Here is a 22,220-nt window from a genome sequence, read left to right as displayed (position 1 = left end):
GTTTAAGTTTTTCTTCTTACAATAACGAGCTAATTTTTGATTCCTGATCTTCAGAAAAATGAATCAATTCTCTTCTTTTTCATTTGAATACAGATCTACTGCCTTACTTTGCATTTATAGCTTAGGTATGCTGGTTTTAATTCCTCATATACAGCTTTTTCCTATTTCTTTGAAACACTCACGTTCTACAAGACGACCCCTGTATTCGTCTGCGGTTTCACTTAAAACAAAAAGTCAGTCTGTATCTTTTTTACGTTCACCATGCGAAGTAGAAACAGATCATAGTTCAGATACCGCACTTATTCAGGACCTGATGGCTGTATTTGGAAATGATACGTTGTGGAGTCGCGCAGCCCAACGCAAACATCCTTATAAAACCTTTGGCAAGGTCAAGAAGAAAGCTTCAACTCTTCATGTTTCAGAAAATAATCCGCTCACAGCAAGTTGGAATACCATTTCAACCTGGATGCCGTTTGAAAATGATCTTGATCTAGGCTCAAACTCGGAAAGTGATGTTTATGTACAATTTCTTGCCAAGAAAAAATGGAATTTACGACATAACATTAGTCTAGATACTGAACAAATTTTCCGATATGGTTCGACTAGCCGGAATTACACTGAAACGACGCTGAACTTAACGCAGAAAATGCAAGATAACACATTATTTTCCAATACATTTAATGTAAATAAGAGTGGAAAAGAAGATTACAACTGGGGGAATTGGACTTTCCAACAATTTGAATTTGTAAAAGATAATCGTCTGACTTACGGTATTTATAGCGGTGGTGTATATGCCAATAATGATATCCGCCTAAATAGTTGGGGACCTTATATTTCATGGCGTCAACCGATATGGAGAGATTGGATTTTTATGCAAAATGATCTTAATTTCTTTAACCATCTTGATGATGACCCCAAGCATCAGCTCAGTGTCCAAATGAATCTGGAAGCTAATTTTTAGACAAAAACCATCAAGTTGTGGATAACTCTTTCTTTATCCACAAAAAAGCCCCTGATAATTCAGAGGCTTTTTCTATTGCAAAATTATTTTAGCAATAAGCTATTAATACGCTTCACATAAGCTGCCGGATCTTCCGGTAAGCCACCTTCTGCAATCACCGCCTGATCAAAAATCACATTCGCCAAATCATCAAATTGTTCTGAACCTTCAAGTTTTTTCACTAAAGGATGCTCAGGGTTAATTTCTAAAATTGGCTTGATTTCAGGTACGGCTTGCCCTGCTTGTTTGAGCATACGAATAAGTTGAGGAGACAACTCGCCTTCACTAGTCACTAAACATGCCGGAGAATCTACCAAACGTGTCGTTACACGGACTTCTTTGGTTTTAGCCTTCAATGAATCACTTAATTTCTCAACAACAGGCTTAAACTGTTCAGCCGCTTGCTCAAGTGCCTTTTTCTCTTCAGCATCTTGCAAGTCACCTAAATCAACTGCACCTTTAGATACATTCTTCAATGGTGTACCGTCAAACTCGTGAACAAAGTTCATTGCCCACTCGTCAACACGCTCTGCCATTAATAATACTTCAATGCCTTTTTTCTTAAACAACTCCAACTGTGGAGAGTTCTTAGCAGCAGCTAAACTTTCAGCAGTCACATAATAGATAGCTTTTTGGCCTTCTTTCATGCGTGCCTTATAGTCCGCAAAAGAAGTTGTTACTTCATCATTTGTTGAAGTTGCATAACGTAATAATTTTAAAATACGTTCGCGGTTACCGAAGTCTTCACCCAAACCTTCTTTAAGAACTGAGCCAAACTCAGTGTAGAACGTTTTGAATTTTTCTTGGTCTTTTTCATCTTCAGATTTAGCTAAGCCATCAAGCAAAGTGAGTACACGGCGTGCGTTACCTTCACGGATTGTCTTAACATCACGGCTTTCTTGCAACAACTCACGGCTGACATTAAGCGGTAAATCAGCGCTGTCCACAACACCTTGTACAAAGCGTAAATAGTTTGGAATTAGATTGTCCGCATCATCCATAATAAATACGCGTTTTACATACAGCTTAATTCCTGCTTTTGCTTCACGTGTAAAAATGTCATGAGGTGCTTTACTTGGAATATAAAGTAACTGGGTATATTCCGTACTACCTTCTACACGGTTATGTGCCCATGCAAGCGGAGCTTCAAAATCGTGAGTTAAGTTTTTATAGAACTCAACATATTGCTCTTCAGTCACTTCACTCTTGTTACGTGTCCATAGGGCACTTGCCGAGTTAATTGCTTCCCACTCATCTGTTTTGACCATTTGGCCGCCTTTAGGCTCCTCACCTTCAGCAGCTTCCTCTTCTTGCCAAACTTCTTTTTGCATTTCAATTGGCAAGCTAATGTGGTCAGAATATTTATTAACGATTTGCTTAACTTTATAAGACTCTAAATAATCAAGCGCATCATCACGTAAGTGAAGAATGATGTCAGTACCGCGTGAAGCTTTATCAATTTGTTGAACTTCAAACTCACCTGTACCACCACTAATCCAACGCACCCCTTCAGAAGCATCTAGACCTGCGCGGCGTGATTCAACCGTAATTTTATCGGCAACAATAAAACCTGAGTAGAAACCAACACCAAACTGACCAATTAACTGAGCATCCGCTTTCTGGTCACCCGTCAATTTTGACATGAAATCTTTAGTACCTGATTTTGCAATGGTACCCAAGTTATCAATGGCTTCTTGTTGGCTTAAACCAATACCGTTATCAGAAATCGTTAAAGTTTTATCTTCTTTATTTAAACTGATTCGTACATGTAAATTAGGGTCATTTTCATAATATTCAGGATGATTAATTCCTTCGAAACGCAATTTATCACATGCATCTGATGCATTAGAGATAAGTTCACGTAAGAAAATTTCAGGGTTTGAATAGAGAGAATGCGTCACTAAATGTAAAAGCTGTGCTACTTCCGCTTGGAAACTATAATTTTGTGATGCTTGTTCACTCATAAATCACTCCTTAAATTTTGAAGTCTGTTTGTTCTCGAATGCTTTATGAATGGAGTACTTCTAAAATTTTTCAATCCTGAATATTAAAAAATTTTACTCTAATTAAAATGGTCCATGGCTTAAGACCCTATCTTGTAAAATAGTGTCTAGTTGTTTTTGTCTTTGCTGATATGCCTTAGAAATACAACTCACATTAGCTGCACAAGCATTTCTTTTTTTCAGCCATTGCTGCTGTGTATCTTTTTGATTATCACGTCCACCCATTGGTAGTGCATGTAAAACAATTTGATATGTCGTTACCATTTTGACATCGGCATCATTTAAAGATCGGTTCTTACAAATACTGAGTTCAGTCTTTGTTTTTGCAGCATTGCAAGAGAAACTAGCGGCTTGCAAACTATGCGTAAAAGCTAAACCACTAAAAAGTGCTAGCCCCATGGCAAATTTTCTATTCATCATGTTATTCCTTTAAAAATGTATAAAAATAGTTTAGAAATAAAGAGCGGTAAAATATGTATAAAACTGTCTATTTTATGCGTTTTTTAGTGAGAACCATGAAATAAAAAACCTCACATAAAAAGCTATGTGAGGTGCCTGAATCTAGGTTTATTATTATATTCTTTCTATTTATTATTATGCTTAGAATTTATAGCTATAACCTAAAGTGTAAACAAACGGGTTGATATCTAAATCAAACTTATAATTAGCTACTGAAGGATCAATTGTTACCTCTGGACTAATATCTGCATAACGCACATCTACAAATACTCCCCAATTTTTAGCATCAGCAGGTTGGAAATTAAAACCAACTTGGCCAGCGACACCAAAATCTTCTTTAACTTTTACAGCAACACCTTGTTCATCCCAAGGAATAAATGCTGTTGCCCCGATACCAATATACGGTGTAAAACGAGTCGAGTTTTTAAAATGATATTTTGCTGTAATTGTTGGTGGTAATTGTTTAATACGCGCTTTTTTTTCGCCATTGAGCAATACATCGTGATTAATAGGTGTTGCTAATAATAATTCTGCCGAAAATGGAGATTGACCAAAAAAGTATTCTACTGATGGAGTAAATGCATATTCATGATCAGCCTTTACTACACCTAAAGGTGTTGTTGTATCTTCCGATGGAGCAATAACACTACCCCCAAATTTTACTTGCCAATTACCAGCAAAAGTAAATGAAGACACCCCCATTAATGCAATAACTAATGCTTTTTTGAACACTTTAATATCTCCAACCTTATTTATATTTATAATAAACATTTATTTTAAATTGATGCAACACCCATTATAAAATTATTTTTATATTTATTTTTAAATAATTGTTTTAAATAAAATTATATATTAACCGACTATTTTAATTGGTTTTTTATTCCAACCTAATTAATCAGAATTATTTTATATAACCAACCTTTTTAATAAACTTTAAATCCCGAGTATTTTAATATAGTTTATTCCAAATATATGTTTTGTTTATACCATAAAAAAACCTCCCTAATTATTATCTCTAGATAAAAACTAAGGAGGTCTTTATTTAATATTTTATAAAAATTATAAAACCATGGCTGCAATCCAACCAAAAATTAATAGCGGAATATTAAAGTGAATAAATGTTGGTATCACAGTATCCCAAATATGGTCATGTTGCCCATCTACACCTAAACCTGCTGTTGGTCCTAAGGTAGAATCAGAAGCCGGAGATCCAGCATCACCTAAAGCAGCAGCTGTCCCGATAAGCGCAATTGTCGCTAACGGTGAGAAACCGAACTGGACACATAAAGGGACATAAATAACAGCTAATACAGGAACACTTGAGAAAGATGAACCTATACCAATCGTGACAAATAGGCCAATACAAAGCATTAAAAATGCAGCAAGCGCACGGTTATCACCAATGATTTCTACCACACCTTTAACCAACTGGTTAATATCTCCGGTATGAGTCATAACCGAAGCAAAACCGGCAGCAGAGATCATAATAAAGCCGACTAGAGCCATCATTCTCATGCCTTGTACAAAGACATCATCTGCATCTTGCCATTTAAAAATGCCTGCCGTAGAAAGCACTGCAAAGCCCACTAAACCACCCAAGATCATTGAGCCGGAATAAAGCTGCGCAACTAAGGTGAGTCCAATAGCCAGTAAAGCCATAAAAATTGTTTTTTTAGCAATAACAGGGCCTTGCTCTGCCTCATGTTTAAGTTCTTCTGCGTCTGCTTTTAAGTCTGCTGTTTCATCTTGTGCAGTTGCACGAAGAGGTTTATCTAAATCAATTGTAGTTACAGGGCTTATCGAACGGTCAGCATAAATTCGTGGCTTACGGTAACTGATAAATACCGCAACCAAGGTGCCTAGAACCATTCCCAAAACTGGAATTGCCATACCAATAGGCATCATGCCACGTTCTACATGTAAGCCATAAGCAGCACCAATCTTGTTGATATTTCCCATCAAAATCTGTTCAAGGAAAATCGCACCAAAGCCAACAGGTAAGAAAATATATGTCCCAACTAATCCTAGCGTAAGTACACAGGCTGCGGCGCGGCGGTCTAATTTTAAATGGTTCATTACCCGTAATAGAGGCGGAACCAATACTGGAATAAAAGCAATATGAACTGGAATAAGGTTCTGAGAGAAAATAGCTGCGATCAGTAAAATACCTAAGAGTAAATATTTCACTTTAGTTTCTCGGCTTTTCCCTGCTTCCATTCCCAATAAACCAATCAGTTTATGGGCAAGTAAATCGGGTAATCCAGATTTTGAAAGTGCCAGAGCAAATGCCCCTAACACTGCATAGGCAAGTGCAACCTCAGCACCATCACCAAGACCAGCGTTAAAGGCTTCAACAGTTTGAGAAAGGCTTAAACCCGCTACAAGGCCGCCCACAATGGCAGAAACCACTAAAGTCAGTACGACAGAAACGCGCGCCAGTGATAATAAGAACATCACTGCAATCGCAATAACGACAGCATTCATGAATAAGTTCAGAGCAAAACAAAAGGCGATATTCTACCAGATTCACCTCTATGAAGCCGAAAATATCGCCGAATTACCAGTTTTGTATATTAAACAGTCACTTATTAGCTCTGCGAGTTAATAAACTGGCGAATATGAGCTGCCACTTTTTCAGCCTGACTCAAAATCGCCCAATGATTTGCTTCAAGCTCAACATATTCGAAGTTTTCAACCCATTTTGGCATCGCTTCTGTAATATATTCTGGGCTGACAAAAGTGTCATACTTTAAAATAATTGCTTTAACTGGACATTGCGCATAACGCTGACGAGGGCTAGTTAAACGTGGAATAAAATTCGCACGATATAAGTTAATACCGTATTTCCCATCTGAGGAAATATTATTATTTAAAGGCAAATTATCTTTTCGCTCTAAATCTTTTAAGATCTTACCCCACTTCTCTGGACTAAACAGCGACCATACAGTTGGAGCAATTAGCGGTAAATGGAATGCTCCGATATACCATGATTTTGTGAGTATTTTTAGGATCTGTGCAGGTGATGTTTTAAACTTCTCTCTTAAGAAAAGTGCCGCATGATCCAAACATGGACCGGAAATTGTTGTATAAGAGAGTAACCGGCCTTTAAATTTAGGTTCTGTTGCAGATTCCCAAGACTGAATTGAACCCCAATCATGCGCAGCCATATGGAACTGTCGATTTGGGATTACCTCATCTACGACTTCCTGCAAATCTAAAGATAAACGTTCTAAACGGTAATCCCGTATCCGTTTAGGAATAGATGATAAGCCTGCTCCACGGACATCATAAGTCACAATATAAAAATCATTGATTAAATGCTCAATGACCGATTCCCATACTTCCTGATTATCTGGATAACCATGCACTAACACTAATGGAGTATTTTTCTCATCACCCCAAGCTTTGGCACACAAGGTTTGTTGATCACTTGTCGTTACGGCATAAATCTTTGGCTGCATAATCATTTCCTATTTTGTTTTTCAATCGATCATGTCATTAATCGGATAAAGCATTGCCATCAATATAAAAAAGATGATACTTATCTAGTATGACCAGTGTTGCAATAAAAAAAATTGACTATTATGGCTATTTTAAAAAAACTTCAGAACATTCCTTCAATTTCCAAATTCTTATTTAACCATTACCCACCTTACCGTGGAGCTGGAATTCATATTGAAGTCATGAATTTAGAGCTCTGTCATGTTCGAGTAAAAATGCCACTTACTTGGAAAAATCAAAATCTGGTAGGCACTCACTTTGGCGGAAGCCTTTATTCAATGGTTGACCCCTTTTATATGTTGATTCTTATGCATCATCTCGGATCAAAATATATTGTTTGGGATAAAGCAGCTGAAATTAATTTTTTATCACCTGGCCGAAGTACCGTTTATGCTGACATTCGAGTTGATTTAGCAGAAATCGAACAAATTCGTGAACTTGCCGAAAACTATGCTCCTGTTCTTAGAACATATCATTTAAATATTTTCGATGAATCAGGTGTGAGAATTGCTGAAGTCCAAAAGACACTTTATATCCGACGTAAAAAAGCAAAGCCTTCTACTAATAAAATAAGCGCATGAAGGCGCTTATTTTTCATTTCACTTATTTTTATTTCTTTTCTTCAATCGCAGCACCAGCACCGCCGCCGATTGCGCCACCAATTGCAGCCCCTGTATCACCACCTATGATAGCTTTACCAACGACCGAACCAATACCTGCACCAATCGCACTCTTGGTTGTAGTTTGTTTACTGCCGCCTTGAGTATTAGAACCCACACCTGCACCTACCGCAGCACCTAAACCTGCACCGATACCACCACCAACATGGTTACCAAGACCACCACCCAATGCACCACCCGCTGCTGCTGCACCAATACGCTGGTCAGACGGACTCATATTTTGACAGCCAGTGAACATAACTGTAGATATTATGACAGTAGATATTAAACCAATTTTTTTATTCATGACCGTACTCACTCCTTTGGGCTTTAATCAAAGCATAGTCTTCTTTTATGGGAAATTTGATCAGTTTGTGTTATTGCACTGTCGTAATTAATAGATATTTTGTAAAGCCAATTTATGCACAGTGATGAGTTAAATTTTCATCTTTTAAAAGCAGATAAAAAAGAAGCTCTTAATGAAATAAGAGCTTCTTTTTTAATATAGTTAGAGGTAGTTTTAGTACTTACCTTTTTTCTCTTCATAGGCTGCACCAGCACTACCACCGAGGGCTCCACCTGCAGCAGCACCAGCGTCACCACCAATCACTGCACCACCTAAGATTGCCCCAACACCTGCACCAATGGCACTATTACGTACTGTTTTACTGCTAGAGCCTTTAGCATTAGCGGCAACACCAGCACCAAGCGCTGCTCCTAAACCTGCACCAATATTACCGCCTATATGTTTACCTACAGCACCACCTGCACCACCACCGATAGCTGCCGAACCAATACGTTTGCTTTCTGGGCTGGCATTTTGGCAACCTACAAATAGAGTAGTTGACATTAAACCAACACCTGCAATCATCATCATTTTTTTCATTAAAGCTACTCCTCTACTCAGTTGCGCCTAGAATAGTATGCTTTCATGGAGGGTTTTCCCCCATTAAGTAATAAATTAAGAGTGCTTTAATAGACTTTTTGTAAAAATGGCTTATTTTTTCCACAAAAAAGGCGCCCTAAGGCGCCTTTTTAATGCAAGTTTAAGCTTAGAATTGTTCTGAGTTTAAAGCTTGGCTAAATGCTTGGTCTACTTCGCTGAAGTCATTGTGAAGAGCATGTTCTGCTGCTTCCGCTTCTTGACGACGACGCTCTAAGTGGTATGCAAGACCAGTACCCGCTGGAATCAAGCGACCCACTACAACGTTTTCTTTCAAGCCACGTAAATCATCTTCTTTACCTGTTACAGCCGCTTCAGTTAACACACGAGTTGTTTCCTGGAACGATGCAGCAGAGATGAATGAGTCAGTAGAAAGCGATGCTTTCGTAATACCCATCAATTGACGTTCAAACTTCGCAGGGAACTTGTTCTGAGCCAAGACAGCTTGGTTCTCTTGAACAACACGGATGTAATCCACTTGCTCACCTTTGATGAAGCTTGTATCACCACCATCGATGATATCAACTTTACGCAACATTTGACGTACGATAACTTCAATGTGCTTGTCGTTGATTTTTACACCTTGGAGACGGTAAACGTCTTGAACTTCGTTCACGATGTAGTTAGTTAAAGCAACTTCACCTTTCAAGCGTAAGATGTCATGTGGATTTTGTGGACCATCAGAAATGGTTTCACCACGGTTCACATGTTCGCCTTCAAACACGTTGATTTGACGCCATTTTGGAATCAACTCTTCGTAAATTTCAGAACCGTCATCTGGAGTAATCACTAAACGGTTCTTACCTTTGGTCTCTTTACCGAAGCTTACGATACCAGACACTTCTGCCAAGATCGCATGTTCTTTCGGCTTACGTGCTTCGAACAAGTCAGCAACACGCGGAAGACCACCGGTAATATCACGAGTACGTGAAGATTCTTGTGGTACACGACCGATAACGTCACCCACACCAATTGTTTCGCCGTCGCGAACGGTCACAATTGTATTTTGTGGTAAGAAGTAGAACTGTTCACCGCCATCAGTTGTATCTAATACGATTGCTGGACGTAAATCTTTACCAGAAGCAGGACGTGCTGTTACAGGCAAGATTTCAACAGTTGTCATACCAGTTGCATCATCAGTTTTAGATGTTGCAGTTACACCATCAGCAATTTGGCTGAAACGTGCTTTACCAGCAACTTCTGTTACTAATGGATGCGTATGCGGATCCCATGTCGCCACGATACCACCAGCCTCAACAAGCTCACCATCTTTCAACAAGATGCTCGCACCGTAAGGAAGTTTGTAGCGTTCACGCTCACGACCTAACTCATCGGCAATACCAATTTCACCTGAACGTGAAACTGAAACCAAGTGGCCTTTCGCATGTTGTACAGTTTTTACGTTATGGAAACGTACAGTACCTTTGTTACGTACTTGAACACTGTTTGCAGCAGAAGTTCGGCTTGCAGCACCACCCACGTGGAACGTACGCATTGTTAACTGTGTACCTGGTTCACCGATTGATTGTGCAGCCATTACACCTACTGACTCACCTGGGTTTACCAAGTGACCACGAGCGAGGTCACGACCATAACATTTCGCACATACACCGAATGTTGATTCACATGCGATTACAGAACGTACTTTAACTTCATCGACACCAGCCTCTTCAAGCTGAGCTGCGATTTTCTCGTCAATTAACGTACCACGAGGTAATACAACTTCATCATCAGATGCACGACGTACATCTTCAGCAGTTACACGACCTAATACGCGGTCACGTAATGGCTCGATGACATCACCACCCTGAATGAATGGAGTCATCACTAGACCACCACTTGTACCACAATCTGGCTCAGTAATTACTAAGTCTTGTGCTACGTCTACAAGACGACGAGTCAAGTAACCAGAGTTCGCAGTTTTCAATGCAGTATCGGCCAAACCTTTACGCGCACCGTGTGTTGAAATGAAGTACTGGAGTACTGTCAAACCTTCACGGAAGTTCGCTTTAATTGGAGTCTCAATAATCGAGCCATCCGGTTTTGCCATCAAACCACGCATACCTGCAAGCTGACGAATCTGAGCCGCACTACCACGGGCACCAGAGTCAGACATCATATAGATACTGTTGAATGATTTTTGCTTCTCGTCTTCACCTTGTTTGTTTTTCACAAGTGTATAAGACAAGTTATCCATCATTGCTTTAGCAACTTGGTCGTTTGTACGCGCCCAAATATCGACAACTTTGTTATAACGTTCACCAGCAGTTACGAAACCTTGTTCGAACTGTTGTTCGATTTCACGAACTTCTGTTTCCGCTTTGTCAATAATTGTGTGTTTCGTAGGTGGAATTAACATGTCTTCCATACCTACAGATACACCTGAACGAGTCGCTTGACGGAAGCCCAAGTACATTAATTGGTCAGCGAAGATAACTGTATCTTTCAAACCAAGTTTACGGTAGCAAGAGTTGATTAACTTAGAGATGTTCTTTTTAGTCATCTCAAGGTTGATCATGTCGAAGCTTAAACCTTCTGGAACAACTTCCCAAAGTAAGCAACGACCTGGTGTTGTATCAACAATAATAGTTTGCTGTTCACGCTCACCATTTTCATTGATAACCGTTTGATGCACACGTACTTTAACACGAGCATGGATCGCAACTTGACCAGTTGCAAGTGCACGGTTTACTTCGTGAGTATCCGCAAACACCATGCCTTCACCTTTCGCGTTTACTGCATCACGAGTGATGTAGTAAAGACCCAAGACAACGTCCTGAGAAGGAACGATGATTGGCTCACCGTTTGCTGGTGACAAGATGTTGTTTGTTGACATCATCAATGCACGAGCTTCTAACTGTGCTTCAAGTGTCAATGGAACGTGTACCGCCATTTGGTCACCGTCGAAGTCGGCGTTGAACGCAGCACAGACGAGCGGGTGAAGACGGATTGCCTTACCTTCAATAAGAATAGGTTCAAATGCTTGAAGACCTAAACGGTGAAGTGTTGGCGCACGGTTCAACATTACTGGATGTTGACGAATTACAGATGCAAGAACGTCCCAAACTTCCGGAGTCTCACGCTCAACCATTTTCTTTGCAGCTTTAATGGTTGTTGCCTGACCTGAAGCTTGTAATTTCGCGAAAATGAATGGCTTGAATAATTCAAGTGCCATTTTCTTCGGAAGACCACATTGGTGAAGACGTAAAGTAGGACCTACAGTAATTACCGAACGACCAGAGTAGTCAACACGCTTACCTAACAAGTTCTGACGGAAACGACCTTGTTTACCTTTGATCATGTCTGCCAAAGATTTTAATGGGCGTTTGTTAGAACCAGTAATTGCACGACCACGACGACCGTTATCAAGCAATGCATCTACAGACTCTTGTAACATACGTTTTTCGTTACGTACGATGATGTCCGGCGCTGCAAGGTCAAGAAGACGCTTCAAACGGTTGTTACGGTTAATTACACGACGATATAAGTCGTTCAAATCAGAAGTCGCGAAACGACCACCTTCAAGTGGAACTAATGGACGTAAATCTGGTGGAAGTACCGGAAGTACGTTCATTACCATCCATTCTGGCTTGTTGTTTGAGTCTTTGAATGCTTCCATCAATTTCAAGCGCTTAGACGCTTTTTTCAACTTCGTTTCAGAAGTTGTTTGAGGAATTTCTTCACGTAAACGTGAAATTTCAGCTTCAAGGTCGATGTCTTTCAACAAGTCTTGAACTGCTTCTGCACCCATTTTTGCAACAAATTCGTCGCCGTGCTCTTCTAGAGCAGTAAAGTATTCTTCATCATTAAGAAGTTGATACTTTTCAAATGGTGTCATACCAGGATCAGTAACAACGTATGATTCGAAATACAATACACGTTCGATATCACGAAGTGTCATATCAAGTAATAAACCGATACGGGATGGTAACGATTTTAAGAACCAGATATGTGCAACTGGAGAAGCAAGCTCAATGTGACCCATACGTTCACGACGAACTTTTGCTGTAGTTACTTCAACGCCACATTTTTCACAAATGACGCCTTTGTATTTCATACGCTTGTATTTACCACACAAGCATTCGTAATCTTTTACTGGACCAAAGATTTTGGCACAGAACAAACCATCACGTTCTGGTTTGAACGTACGATAGTTGATTGTCTCAGGTTTTTTAACTTCACCATGAGACCATGACTTAATCATTTCTGGTGACGCAAGACCAATACGGATACGGTCGAACTCAACTGGTGCATGACCATCTGAGTCCGTTTTCTTACGCATGATATCGAGCAAGTCTTTCAATTTTTTTCTCCGTGTGTCGGGAAGCCTCGCTTACCCGACTGGGTCACAAATATTGTTTTTACCTAAAAAATCGTGAGTCTTACGACTTAGTCACCATTTTTTAGTTCAATGTTGATACCTAAAGAACGGATCTCTTTGGTCAATACGTTGAACGATTCAGGCATACCCGGATCCATATAATGGTTACCATCTACAATATTCTTATAGATGCGAGTACGGCCTTCAACGTCATCCGACTTCACTGTAAGCATTTCTTGGAGTGTATATGCTGCACCGTATGCTTCAAGTGCCCATACTTCCATCTCACCGAAACGCTGACCACCGAATTGTGCTTTACCACCAAGCGGTTGTTGTGTAACAAGTGAGTAAGAACCAGTTGAACGCGCATGCATCTTGTCATCAACCAAGTGGTTCAATTTAAGCATGTACATGTAACCAACAGTTACTGGACGGTCAAACTGTTCACCTGTACGTCCGTCAAACAATACTGTTTGACCCGTACGTGAAATGTCAGCCAATTCAAGTAAGTCTTTAATTTGACTTTCTTCAGCACCATCAAATACAGGAGTAGCTAAAGGCACACCCGCACGCAAGTTACCTGCAAGCGCTAGAATTTCTTCATCAGTCAAGCTATCAAGATCTTCTTGCTCACCGCCGACTTTGTTATAAATCTTGTCTAAGAATTCGCGCAGTTCTAAAACTGTACGTTGTTCTTTCAACATTTTTTCGATTTTGTCACCAAGCCCTTTAGCCGCCATACCCAAGTGAGTCTCTAGAATCTGACCCACGTTCATACGAGATGGTACACCCAGCGGGTTCAATACGATATCTACCGGCACACCGTTAGCATCATGTGGCATGTCTTCAACAGGTAAGATGTTAGATACAACACCTTTGTTACCGTGACGACCAGCCATCTTATCACCAGGCTGAATACGACGTTTAACAGCTAAGTAAACTTTAACAACTTTCAATACACCAGTTGTTAATTCATCACCTGTTGCAAGCTTACGTTTCTTCTCAGCGAATTTCTCATCGATTTCTGCGCTCTTCTCTTTCAAGAACACTTGAATTTGAGTTAAACGCTCAGCGATTGCTTCATCTGCTGGTTGAATTTCAAGTAAGTCAACAAGCTCTAAACCAGATAATAAATCTTCAGAAAGTTTATCACCACGTTTAGTTGAACCACCGCCATTAGACTCTTGGCCTTTAAGCAAACGAATTACACGCTCACGAGCCGCTTCTTCGAAGATCTTGTATTCTTCTTTCAAGTCTTTACGATAAGAATCAAGCTGTGCTTTTTCAATTGCTAAAGCACGGTCATCTTTCTCTAAGCCATCACGAGTGAAGACTTGAACGTCAATAACTGTACCTTTAGTACCAGATGGAACACGTAAAGATGAGTCTTTAACGTCAGCTGCTTTCTCACCAAAAATTGCACGAAGCAGTTTTTCTTCAGGAGTTAACTGAGTTTCACCTTTAGGCGTTACTTTACCAACTAAGATGTCACCAGCAGTAACTTCAGCACCGATATAAACGATACCTGATTCATCAAGTTTAGAAAGCGCAGCTTCACCTACGTTAGGAATATCGGCAGTAATTTCTTCTGCACCTAACTTAGTATCACGTGCTACACATGACAATTCTTGAATGTGAATAGAGGTTAAACGGTCTTCTTGAAGTACACGCTCAGATAACAAGATCGAGTCTTCGTAGTTGTAACCATTCCATGTCATGAACGCTACACGCATGTTTTGACCAAGCGCAAGTTCACCCATGTCTGTTGACGGACCGTCTGCCAAGATGTCACCACGAGCAACTTTGTCGCCCAAGTTCACGATAACATTTTGGTTAATACAAGTATTTTGGTTTGAACGCGTATATTTGATGAGGTTATAGATATCTACACCTGCCTCACCTGCAACCATTTCATCTTCGTTTACACGAATAACGATACGAGAAGCATCTACATATTCAATTACACCGCCACGGTTTGCGATTACACACACACCGGAGTCACGTGCAACGTTCGCTTCCATCCCTGTACCTACAAGCGGTTTATCCGCACGTAAAGTAGGAACTGCCTGACGTTGCATGTTTGAACCCATGAGCGCACGGTTTGCGTCATCGTGTTCAAGGAATGGAATAAGTGATGCAGCAACAGATACTACCTGCTGTGCAGAAACGTCCATATGCGTTACTTTTTCAGGCGGCATACGTACGAATTCACCTTGATGACGAACAGAAACGAATTCTTCTGTTAAGTTGCCATCTTTATCTACTGCAGAGTCGGCCTGTGCAATAACAGTACCTACTTCTTCAATTGCAGATAAATATTCAACATCATCAGTTACACGACCATCTACAACTTTGCGGTATGGTGTTTCCAAGAAACCGAAGTCATTCGCTTTTGCGTATACAGAAAGCGAGTTGATCAAACCAATGTTTGGACCTTCAGGAGTTTCAATTGGACAAACACGACCATAGTGAGTTTGGTGTACGTCACGTACTTCGAAGCCTGCACGTTCACGTGTTAAACCACCAGGACCAAGCGCAGATACACGACGTTTATGTGTAATCTCAGATAATGGGTTGTTTTGGTCCATAAACTGAGATAACTGGCTTGAACCAAAGAATTCTTTGATTGCAGCAGCAACTGGTTTTGCATTAATCAAATCTTGTGGAGACAAGTTATCTGTTTCTGCTTGGCTTAAACGCTCTTTAACAGCACGCTCAACACGAACTAAACCTACACGGAATTGGTTCTCTGTCATTTCACCAACAGAACGTACACGACGGTTACCTAAGTGGTCGATATCGTCGACTTCACCTTTACCGTTACGGATTTCAACCAATGTACGTAATACATCGATAATATCTTCGTGCGATAAAATACCTTCAACTTCGCGTGACTTCTGATCAGTACCAACTTCGTAAGGACGACCTAAACGACGGTTGAACTTCATACGACCTACTGGAGATAAGTCATAGCGTTCAGAAGAGAAGAACAAGTTATTGAATAAGTTTTCAGCAGCTTCTTTTGTTGGTGGCTCGCCCGGACGCATTACTTTGTAGATTTCTACTAATGCTTCTTCACGATCACGCGTCAAGTCAGCACGTAATGTATCAGCTACGAATGAACCACGGTCAATATCGTTAGTGAACAAGATATTAAATTGCTTAACACCGCCTTCTGCCAACTTCACCATTACTTCATGGCTTAACAGAGTATTTGCAGCAATTACTTCACCATCACGTAAAGTAATATCTTCAGCAGTGATACGCTCATATAAGTATTCATCAGGAACTGAAAGCTTAGTTAAACCTGCAGCTTCCATTTGACGTACGTGACGAGCATTAATACGTTTACCTTGCTCAACAATGACTTTACCTTCATTGTCAGCAATATCAAATTGAGCCATTTCACCACGTAAACGCTCAGGTACAAGGTCAATTTGATAGCTACCCATGTCAAGATACACAGGTACTTTTTCATAGAACAAATTCAAGATCTGTTCATTGTTATAACCTAGTGCACGTAACACAACTGTAGCAAGTAATTTACGACGACGGTCGATACGTACGTAAACTAAGTCTTTTGCATCAAATTCGAAGTCTAACCATGAACCACGGTAAGGAATGATACGTGCTGAATACAACACTTTACCACTTGAGTGGGTCTTACCTTTATCATGGTCAAAGAATACGCCTGGCGAACGGTGTAATTGAGATACGATTACACGCTCAGTACCGTTGATAACAAAGGTACCATTTTCAGTCATGAGTGGAATTTCACCCATATAGACTTCTTGTTCGCGTACGTCTTTAATTGATTTAGTTTCGCGATCTTTAATAATCAAACGAATTTTAACGCGCATTGGTGCCGCATAAGTCGAGCCACGAAGAATACATTCGCGTACATCGAACTCAGGTTTACCAAGGCTATACTCAACAAATTCTAAAGCAGCATTGCCAGAATAACTTTCGATAGGAAAAACTGAACGAAATGCGGCTTGGAGACCGATATCTTCGCGGTTTTTTGGTGATTTGCCATCTTGCAAGAATGTTCTGTACGAATCGACCTGAATCGATAATAAGTACGGTGCATCCATTACTTGGGGCAATTTACCAAAATTCTTACGGATCCGTTTCTTTTCGGTATATGAGTATGCCATCTGGAGTCCTCGGAAAGTAAACCAAGCCCGCCTGCAGAACGGGCTCAGAAGGAATTACGCAGGCCGATATGGCCACCACTGTTTACAAATGCTGCAATTTTTAGTGGTATAAAAACGCTTAACAATATTTTTAAAAATGAAAAATATTGGTAAGCATTTGAATTTATTTATTTTATTTAGGCTTTCTCTAAAAACCAAACAAAACTAACAAAAATCGAGCCGATTATTGTAACGCAAAAAGGCTGATGACCCAAGAGCCATCAGCCATTTTATGGAGCCGATTTAAAAACCGACTCCTTTTACAATTACTTAAGTGTAACTGTAGCACCAGCTTCTTCAAGTTTCTTCTTAAGTTCTTCGCCTTCTTCTTTAGAAACGCCTTCTTTAAGAACTTGAGGAGCGCCTTCAACTAAGTCTTTAGCTTCTTTAAGACCAAGACCAGTTGCTTCACGAACAGCTTTAATTACAGCTACTTTGTTAGCACCGAAAGAAGTCAACTCAACGTTGAATTCAGATTGTTCTTCAGCAGCAGCAGCAGCGCCACCAGCTGGAGCAGCAACAGCTACAGCAGCTGCAGATACGTTGAATTTCTCTTCGAAAGCAGAAATTAATTCAACAAGTTCAAGAACAGTTTTTTCAGCAACTGCATTTAAGATTTCTTCGTTAGTTAAAGCCATGAGAATAACTCCAAATGGATATTGAATGGTGTGTAAAATTGATTAAGCAGCTTCTGACTCGTTTTTCTCTTTGAGTGCTGTAATGAGGCGACCCAATTTCGAAATAGGAGCTTGAAGGACAGAGGCAAGCATAGTAAGCGCTTTCTCTTGGTTCGGAAGATTAGCAATAACGCTAACATCAGCACCTTGATAAACTTTGCCGTCAAATGCAGCAGCTTTTAATTCAAATGCTTTGTTAGTTTTAGCAAATTCTTCGAACAAGCGTGCAGCTGCACCCATGTCATCTTCAGAAGTTGAAAAACCTAGAATTGTTGGACCAACAAGGTTGTCGTTCAAGATATCAAACTGAGTACCTTGAAATGCGCGTTTAGCCAAAGTGTTACGTACAATACGTGTAGTTACACCTAACTTACGAGCTTCAACACGAAGTGTTGTTAATTGCTCTACGCTTAAACCTTGATAGTCAGCAACAACGGCTGCAAACGCTTTAGAAGCAACTTCACTTACTTCTGCAACGATCTGTTTTTTGTCTTCAATAAGAAGAGCCATTGTAAAACCTCCTAAGGTGATTTATGTACCCAATGGGCACACTCCCAGTTCGTAAGTCTTTCGACTTACACGCGGAGGAGGAACAAATCACACCACCGCGTCTACGCAGGCTGGTTTATTAAGAAAATCGCTATTCGAAAATAACGTCTTTTCGCCTGAGGTCTTTGACGCTGATAAATTCTCATTTATCAATTCAAAGTCCGCCTGATAAGTAATAGATAAAGCTTTACTCTACCGAAGCAAAAGCAGAAATAACTTTTCTGTTTTATGCTTAATCCTCATCAGGACTTTAAAATTCTTTACTTAACCAAGTTAAAACTTAGTTAGAAACGTTGTTTACATCAACAGTAAGACCAGGACCCATAGTTGAGCTCAAAGTGATCTTCTTGATGTATACACCTTTAGAAGTTGCAGGTTTTAACTTTTTCAAGTCAGCAACTAAAGTTTCAACGTTTTGACGGATTGCAGCAGCATCAAAGCCAACTTGACCAATCGCAGCGTGAATAATACCCGCTTTGTCTACACGGTAACGTGCCTGACCAGATTTAGCGTTTTTAACAGCGCCAGCAACGTCAGGAGTTACAGTACCAACTTTAGGGTTTGGCATTAAACCACGTGGACCAAGAATTGTACCGAGCTTACCAACAACACGCATAGCGTCAGGAGCAGCGATTACAACATCAAAGTCAAGGTTTCCACCTTGGATGCTTTCAGCAAGGTCATCAAAACCTACAACATCAGCACCAGCTTCTTTCGCAGCTTCTGCTTGCGCGCCTTGAGCAAATACAGCTACACGTACAGTTTTACCAGTACCTGCAGGTAATGTAGTCGCACCACGAACAACCTGATCAGATTTACGTGGATCTACGCCAAGGTTTACAGAGATGTCTAAAGATTCTTTGAACTTTGCAGCAGGCAAGCTGTTAAGAACCTGTACTGCTTCTTCCAAAGTGTAAACTTTGTTCGCTTCAACAGCAGCAGCAATGGCTTTTTGACGTTTAGTTAACTTTGCCATGTCTTATAGCTCCACTTCCAAGCCCATAGAACGTGCAGAACCAGCGATGGTACGAACACGCGCGTCTAAGTCAGCACCAGTTAAGTCTGGTTCTTTAGTAGTCGCGATTTCTTCTAATTGAGCACGAGTCAACTTACCAACTTTAGTTTTGTTAGGTACAGATGAACCCTTTTGGATACCAGCAGCTTTCTTAAGAAGAATAGAAGCTGGAGGAGTTTTCATGATGAATGTGAACGACTTGTCGTTGTACACAGTAATCACTACAGGGATTGGAAGACCTGGTTCAACTTTTTGTGTAGCAGCATTGAATTCTTTACAGAATGCCATGATGTTTACACCACGTTGACCTAGTGCAGGACCAATCGGTGGAGATGGATTTGCTTTACCAGCTGGAACTTGCAGCTTGATATAGCCGTCAATCTTCTTAGCCATTTTAAATACCTCTGGGTACAAACGCCGTTAGGCTCCCCAATTTCTACGTAACAATACTGTTACAACAACAATGCCCGATAAAATCGGGCGCTTTTCAACCAATTAAGATTAAATCGTTTTTTCGACTTGGCGAAATTCGAGTTCAACCTGAGTTGGTCGATTAAACACGTTAATCGTCAACGTTAAACGTGACTTATCGTATTGAACCTCTTCCACCACACCTTTAAAGTCTGTGAATGGACCGTCAATAACAAGTAATTCTTCACCTGGCTCAAACATCGTCTTAGGACGTGGGGCTTCACCAGTATTACGTACACGCGCAAGAATCGCATCTGCTTCACGTTGAGTGATTGGCGCAGGTTTTTCAGGTGTACCACCAATAAAACCTAATACTTTTGGACACTCTTTAACAATGTGCCAAGTATCGTCATTCATTTCCATTTCAACTAACACATAGCCAGGAAAGAATTTACGCTCAGATTTACGCTTCTTACCATCCTTCATTTCTACCACTTCTTCGGTAGGAACAAGGACATCACCAAAGCTATCGGCAACAGCGCTACGCTGGATTCGTTCTTTAAGTGAACGCATCACTTGTTTTTCATAACCAGAATAGGCATGAATAATGTACCAACGTTTCATAGCTCTTTTACCCGATAATCAACTTAATTAACCAACCCAAACCATAGTCAAAACACCATAAAACTAATGATGCAACAACTACAACCAATAGAACCTGCCACGATGTTGTGACTGTTTCTTGTTTTGTTGGCCAAGTTACTCGACGCAATTCGACTCGTGCATCTTTCAGCAAACGAACGAAGCCTTTACCTTGATGGGTGGCGTATAATAAACCTAAAGCCACAACGATACAAGCAAAAATTACCCCAACGCGCACCCAAACATCATTTGCAGGGGCCCAATACGCTGGTAAATGCTGATTCACCATGGTAGCCGAGAGCAATAATGCAATTGCTATCACCCATAGAACGATATCTAAAGGCGAACCAGAACGAACAACTTCAGCAGAATTATTTCTTTGAGGAATTGGCGCGTCGCTCAATGCGTCACGCGATTTATCATTCGACATTTTTGTACTCGTCGTAGAACTCGCGACTTATTATATGAACAACTAAGCCAGCATCAAGCTTTTTATTTCAAAATATGGCAGGTCAGGAGGGACTCGAACCCCCAACATTCGGTTTTGGAGACCGACGCTCTACCAATTGAACTACTGACCTATAAAGCAAGTTGAGAGCCAAAGCTCTCAACTTGAGACATAATTCGTCACTATATTATGCTTATGCAGTTACTTTAGCAACAACACCAGCACCTACAGTACGACCACCTTCACGGATCGCAAAACGTAGACCTGGGTCCATTGCGATTGGGTGGATTAATTCTACTGACATTTCAACGTTGTCACCTGGCATTACCATTTCAACGCCTTCTTTCAACTGGATCGCACCAGTTACGTCAGTTGTACGGAAGTAGAACTGTGGACGGTAACCATTTAAGAATGGAGTGTGACGACCACCTTCTTCTTTAGAAAGTACGTATACTTCTGCGTCGAATTTAGTGTGCGGCTTGATTGTACCTGGTTTAGCAAGTACTTGACCACGTTGTACTTCTTCACGCTTAGTACCACGAAGTAAGATACCACAGTTCTCACCTGCACGGCCTTCGTCAAGAAGTTTACGGAACATTTCTACGCCAGTTACAGTTGTTTTAACCGTATCTTTAATACCAACGATCTCTACTTCTTCACCAACTTTGATGATACCAGCTTCAACACGGCCTGTTACTACTGTACCACGACCAGAAATTGAGAATACGTCTTCGATTGGCATCAAGAATGCTTTGTCGATTGCACGCTCTGGCTCTGGGATGTAAGAGTCAAGTGCTGCTACAAGAGCAAGAACTGATTCTTCACCGTAAGGACCAGCTTCACCGTTAAGCGCTGCAAGAGCTGAACCACGGATTACTGGAGTATCATCACCTGGGAAGTCATAAGTAGAAAGAAGTTCACGTACTTCCATTTCTACTAATTCAAGTAATTCTTCGTCATCAACAAGGTCGCATTTGTTTAAGAATACGATGATGTAAGGTACACCTACCTGACGAGAAAGAAGGATGTGCTCACGAGTTTGTGGCATTGGACCGTCAGTTGCAGCACATACAAGGATCGCGCCGTCCATCTGAGCAGCACCAGTGATCATGTTTTTAACGTAGTCGGCGTGGCCTGGGCAGTCAACGTGTGCGTAGTGACGAGTTGGAGAATCGTATTCTACGTGTGATGTATTAATTGTAATACCACGTGCTTTTTCTTCAGGTGCTGAGTCGATTTGTGAGTAATCTTTCGCTTCACCGCCGTAAGTTTTTGCACAAATTGTTGCAATCGCAGCAGTTAAAGTTGTTTTACCATGGTCAACGTGACCGATTGTACCCACGTTTACGTGTGGTTTATTACGTTCAAACTTGGCTTTAGCCATGATGATCTTCCT

18 protein-coding genes and 1 tRNA gene are annotated in these 22,220 nt (G+C 40.6%); 2 read left to right on the top strand and 17 right to left on the bottom strand.

What is annotated here, in order from left to right; genetic code table 11:
- The first annotated feature begins 58 nt into the window (after positions 1–58).
- Positions 59–961, top strand: coding sequence for a hypothetical protein (locus MKL36_RS01190; protein ID WP_021511386.1), 903 nt, complete (start codon positions 59–61; stop codon positions 959–961).
- 83 nt (positions 962–1,044) lie between these two features.
- On the opposite strand, the gene htpG is transcribed toward MKL36_RS01190, so the two are convergent.
- The 5 genes from htpG to MKL36_RS01165 all read right to left on the bottom strand — a co-directional run bounded on the left by htpG (position 1,045) and on the right by MKL36_RS01165 (position 6,929).
- Entirely contained in the window at positions 1,045–2,964 is a 1,920-nt protein-coding gene (gene htpG / locus MKL36_RS01185; RefSeq protein WP_001294937.1) for a molecular chaperone HtpG, read from the bottom strand.
- A 102-nt stretch (positions 2,965–3,066) separates the two neighbouring features.
- Entirely contained in the window at positions 3,067–3,420 is a 354-nt protein-coding gene (locus MKL36_RS01180; protein ID WP_031945670.1) for a lysozyme inhibitor LprI family protein, read from the bottom strand.
- A gap of 183 nt (positions 3,421–3,603) precedes the next feature.
- On the bottom strand, positions 3,604–4,194 hold the full coding sequence (locus MKL36_RS01175) for an OmpW/AlkL family protein (protein ID WP_000472952.1): 591 nt from the start codon (positions 4,192–4,194) through the stop codon (positions 3,604–3,606).
- Between the two features lie 327 nt (positions 4,195–4,521).
- The gene (locus tag MKL36_RS01170; RefSeq protein ID WP_000994938.1) at positions 4,522–5,946 is read right to left on the bottom strand and encodes a Na+/H+ antiporter family protein; all 1,425 of its coding nucleotides are present in this window, start codon (positions 5,944–5,946) and stop codon (positions 4,522–4,524) included.
- A 104-nt stretch (positions 5,947–6,050) separates the two neighbouring features.
- On the bottom strand, positions 6,051–6,929 hold the full coding sequence (locus tag MKL36_RS01165) for an alpha/beta fold hydrolase (protein WP_171251861.1): 879 nt from the start codon (positions 6,927–6,929) through the stop codon (positions 6,051–6,053).
- Between the two features lie 117 nt (positions 6,930–7,046).
- Between MKL36_RS01165 and MKL36_RS01160 the strand changes: the two genes are divergently transcribed.
- Entirely contained in the window at positions 7,047–7,544 is a 498-nt protein-coding gene (locus tag MKL36_RS01160; RefSeq protein ID WP_000996189.1) for a DUF4442 domain-containing protein, read from the top strand.
- 28 nt (positions 7,545–7,572) lie between these two features.
- Here MKL36_RS01160 and MKL36_RS01155 read toward each other — a convergent pair whose 3' ends face one another.
- From MKL36_RS01155 to tuf, 12 genes are all read right to left on the bottom strand, one after another.
- Positions 7,573–7,929, bottom strand: a complete 357-nt coding sequence (locus MKL36_RS01155) for a YMGG-like glycine zipper-containing protein (RefSeq protein WP_021511389.1) — start codon at positions 7,927–7,929, stop codon at positions 7,573–7,575.
- 213 nt (positions 7,930–8,142) lie between these two features.
- Positions 8,143–8,508 carry a hypothetical protein gene (locus MKL36_RS01150; RefSeq protein WP_000738603.1) on the bottom strand — a complete coding sequence of 122 codons (366 nt, stop codon included), beginning with the start codon at positions 8,506–8,508 and terminating at the stop codon, positions 8,143–8,145.
- A 166-nt stretch (positions 8,509–8,674) separates the two neighbouring features.
- A complete protein-coding gene (gene rpoC / locus MKL36_RS01145) occupies positions 8,675–12,868 on the bottom strand; it encodes a DNA-directed RNA polymerase subunit beta' (RefSeq protein ID WP_000653927.1) in 4,194 nt (1,397 codons plus the stop codon).
- An 86-nt stretch (positions 12,869–12,954) separates the two neighbouring features.
- Positions 12,955–17,043 carry a DNA-directed RNA polymerase subunit beta gene (rpoB, locus tag MKL36_RS01140; protein ID WP_021511390.1) on the bottom strand — a complete coding sequence of 1,363 codons (4,089 nt, stop codon included), beginning with the start codon at positions 17,041–17,043 and terminating at the stop codon, positions 12,955–12,957.
- Positions 17,044–17,348: 305 nt separating this feature from the next.
- Entirely contained in the window at positions 17,349–17,720 is a 372-nt protein-coding gene (gene rplL / locus MKL36_RS01135) for a 50S ribosomal protein L7/L12 (protein WP_001229360.1), read from the bottom strand.
- A gap of 42 nt (positions 17,721–17,762) precedes the next feature.
- Positions 17,763–18,269, bottom strand: a complete 507-nt coding sequence (rplJ, locus tag MKL36_RS01130; RefSeq protein ID WP_001196213.1) for a 50S ribosomal protein L10 — start codon at positions 18,267–18,269, stop codon at positions 17,763–17,765.
- 319 nt (positions 18,270–18,588) lie between these two features.
- Positions 18,589–19,284: a 50S ribosomal protein L1 gene (rplA, locus tag MKL36_RS01125; protein ID WP_001096694.1), complete on the bottom strand. Its 696-nt coding sequence runs from the start codon at positions 19,282–19,284 to the stop codon at positions 18,589–18,591.
- A gap of 3 nt (positions 19,285–19,287) precedes the next feature.
- Positions 19,288–19,716: a 50S ribosomal protein L11 gene (gene rplK, locus MKL36_RS01120; RefSeq protein ID WP_001074682.1), complete on the bottom strand. Its 429-nt coding sequence runs from the start codon at positions 19,714–19,716 to the stop codon at positions 19,288–19,290.
- A gap of 108 nt (positions 19,717–19,824) precedes the next feature.
- Positions 19,825–20,358, bottom strand: coding sequence for a transcription termination/antitermination protein NusG (gene nusG, locus MKL36_RS01115; RefSeq protein ID WP_000832994.1), 534 nt, complete (start codon positions 20,356–20,358; stop codon positions 19,825–19,827).
- 7 nt (positions 20,359–20,365) lie between these two features.
- Complete coding sequence (gene secE, locus MKL36_RS01110) at positions 20,366–20,806, bottom strand: preprotein translocase subunit SecE (protein WP_000063880.1); 441 nt, start codon at positions 20,804–20,806, stop codon at positions 20,366–20,368.
- 75 nt (positions 20,807–20,881) lie between these two features.
- A tRNA-Trp gene (locus MKL36_RS01105) sits at positions 20,882–20,957 on the bottom strand.
- Positions 20,958–21,017: 60 nt separating this feature from the next.
- A complete protein-coding gene (gene tuf, locus MKL36_RS01100) occupies positions 21,018–22,208 on the bottom strand; it encodes an elongation factor Tu (RefSeq protein ID WP_001029610.1) in 1,191 nt (396 codons plus the stop codon).
- Between the last annotated feature and the right edge of the window lie 12 nt (positions 22,209–22,220).

Source organism: Acinetobacter sp. AOR12_HL (genome assembly GCF_027855275.1).
Classification (GTDB): Bacteria; Pseudomonadota; Gammaproteobacteria; order Pseudomonadales; family Moraxellaceae; genus Acinetobacter; species Acinetobacter baumannii.
The sequence above is the reverse complement of the archived record's forward strand: the minus strand, read 5'-3'. Positions and strand labels throughout refer to the sequence as shown.

Excerpts from the sequence above, each read along its gene's own strand:
- MKL36_RS01190 (WP_021511386.1), top strand. The coding sequence starts at position 59 with ATGAATCAATTCTCTTCTTTTTCATTTGAATACAGATCTACTGCCTTA.
- htpG (WP_001294937.1), bottom strand. The coding sequence starts at position 2,964 with ATGAGTGAACAAGCATCACAAAATTATAGTTTCCAAGCGGAAGTAGCA.
- MKL36_RS01180 (WP_031945670.1), bottom strand. The coding sequence starts at position 3,420 with ATGAATAGAAAATTTGCCATGGGGCTAGCACTTTTTAGTGGTTTAGCT.
- MKL36_RS01170 (WP_000994938.1), bottom strand. The coding sequence starts at position 5,946 with ATGAATGCTGTCGTTATTGCGATTGCAGTGATGTTCTTATTATCACTG.
- MKL36_RS01165 (WP_171251861.1), bottom strand. The coding sequence starts at position 6,929 with ATGATTATGCAGCCAAAGATTTATGCCGTAACGACAAGTGATCAACAA.
- MKL36_RS01160 (WP_000996189.1), top strand. The coding sequence starts at position 7,047 with ATGGCTATTTTAAAAAAACTTCAGAACATTCCTTCAATTTCCAAATTC.
- MKL36_RS01155 (WP_021511389.1), bottom strand. The coding sequence starts at position 7,929 with ATGAATAAAAAAATTGGTTTAATATCTACTGTCATAATATCTACAGTT.
- MKL36_RS01150 (WP_000738603.1), bottom strand. The coding sequence starts at position 8,508 with ATGAAAAAAATGATGATGATTGCAGGTGTTGGTTTAATGTCAACTACT.
- rpoB (WP_021511390.1), bottom strand. The coding sequence starts at position 17,043 with ATGGCATACTCATATACCGAAAAGAAACGGATCCGTAAGAATTTTGGT.
- rplL (WP_001229360.1), bottom strand. The coding sequence starts at position 17,720 with ATGGCTTTAACTAACGAAGAAATCTTAAATGCAGTTGCTGAAAAAACT.
- rplJ (WP_001196213.1), bottom strand. The coding sequence starts at position 18,269 with ATGGCTCTTCTTATTGAAGACAAAAAACAGATCGTTGCAGAAGTAAGT.
- rplA (WP_001096694.1), bottom strand. The coding sequence starts at position 19,284 with ATGGCAAAGTTAACTAAACGTCAAAAAGCCATTGCTGCTGCTGTTGAA.
- rplK (WP_001074682.1), bottom strand. The coding sequence starts at position 19,716 with ATGGCTAAGAAGATTGACGGCTATATCAAGCTGCAAGTTCCAGCTGGT.
- nusG (WP_000832994.1), bottom strand. The coding sequence starts at position 20,358 with ATGAAACGTTGGTACATTATTCATGCCTATTCTGGTTATGAAAAACAA.
- secE (WP_000063880.1), bottom strand. The coding sequence starts at position 20,806 with ATGTCGAATGATAAATCGCGTGACGCATTGAGCGACGCGCCAATTCCT.
- tuf (WP_001029610.1), bottom strand. The coding sequence starts at position 22,208 with ATGGCTAAAGCCAAGTTTGAACGTAATAAACCACACGTAAACGTGGGT.